An 882-nucleotide genomic window follows, 5' to 3' on the forward strand; every position below is an offset into this window, starting at 1 on the left:
TATAGCGGGTTATTAGGGGGCGGGGGATTATGAAAGAATATGATTTTCACGCATTATTAGATGATGTTGAATTTGAGGCTTTGGCAATAGATATTGTTCGAGTTCGGGAAAATTTAGAACCTAATGTAATACGTAGATACCCAAAAGGTAGGGACGGCGGTATTGATGGGTATAAGTATACGGATGGCACCGTTATTCAAGCAAAATGTTATAAGAATGATTATAACGTTTTGTACAACAGTTTAAAGAAAGAAGTAATAAAGGTGCGAAAGTTGCAGCCACCCCGATATATCTTAGTAACATCAGTTAAATTGAGTAGAGAAAATCAGGAAGAAATAATGGATTTATTTAAGGAATATATTCATTCTGTTGAAGATATAATTGGAAAATCAGAGCTAAACGATTATCTCAACGATCCTAAGTATTTTGATATTGAATTTAAATATCAAAATTTATGGAGGCCTAGTACAGCTGTTTTTGTACGTATATTAGAAAATATTATTTTGCGTGGACCCCATAATTTTAATCAATTTCATCTAAATGAAATGAAAAATAATGTGGAGTACTACATAAAAACGAAGGCTTATTATGAATCGCTTGAAATTATTGATACAAATAATTGTCTATTAGTATACGGTGAACCGGGAATTGGTAAAACGATGCTTGGATTTAACATTGCATTTCATTATTTGATGCAAAATAAGGAGATAGACCTATTTTTTACAGATACAATTGAAGATGTGTATAAATTTTATCGCTCAGATAAAAACAATTATTTGTAGTAGATGACTTTTTAGGTGTAAATTACGTCAATAATCAAGTCAAAAATGGTGAATCTAAAATATATCGAATGCTTAAAAGCATTATCAGTAGTCGTCGTGT

At 31.1% G+C, this 882-nt stretch carries 1 protein-coding gene; it reads left to right on the forward strand.

The window, feature by feature from the left end:
* Positions 1-29: 29 nt before the first annotated feature.
* Positions 30-782 carry an nSTAND3 domain-containing NTPase gene (locus QD47_RS29550; RefSeq protein WP_044649482.1) on the forward strand — a complete coding sequence of 251 codons (753 nt, stop codon included), beginning with the start codon at positions 30-32 and terminating at the stop codon, positions 780-782.
* Positions 783-882 lie beyond the last annotated feature (100 nt).

The sequence above is a fragment of the Paenibacillus terrae genome (assembly GCF_000943545.1).
GTDB classification, from domain to species: Bacteria; Bacillota; Bacilli; order Paenibacillales; family Paenibacillaceae; genus Paenibacillus; species Paenibacillus terrae_A.

Bases quoted from the DNA above. Each gene is read 5' to 3' on its own strand.
- QD47_RS29550 (WP_044649482.1), top strand. From the start codon at position 30: ATGAAAGAATATGATTTTCACGCATTATTAGATGATGTTGAATTTGAG.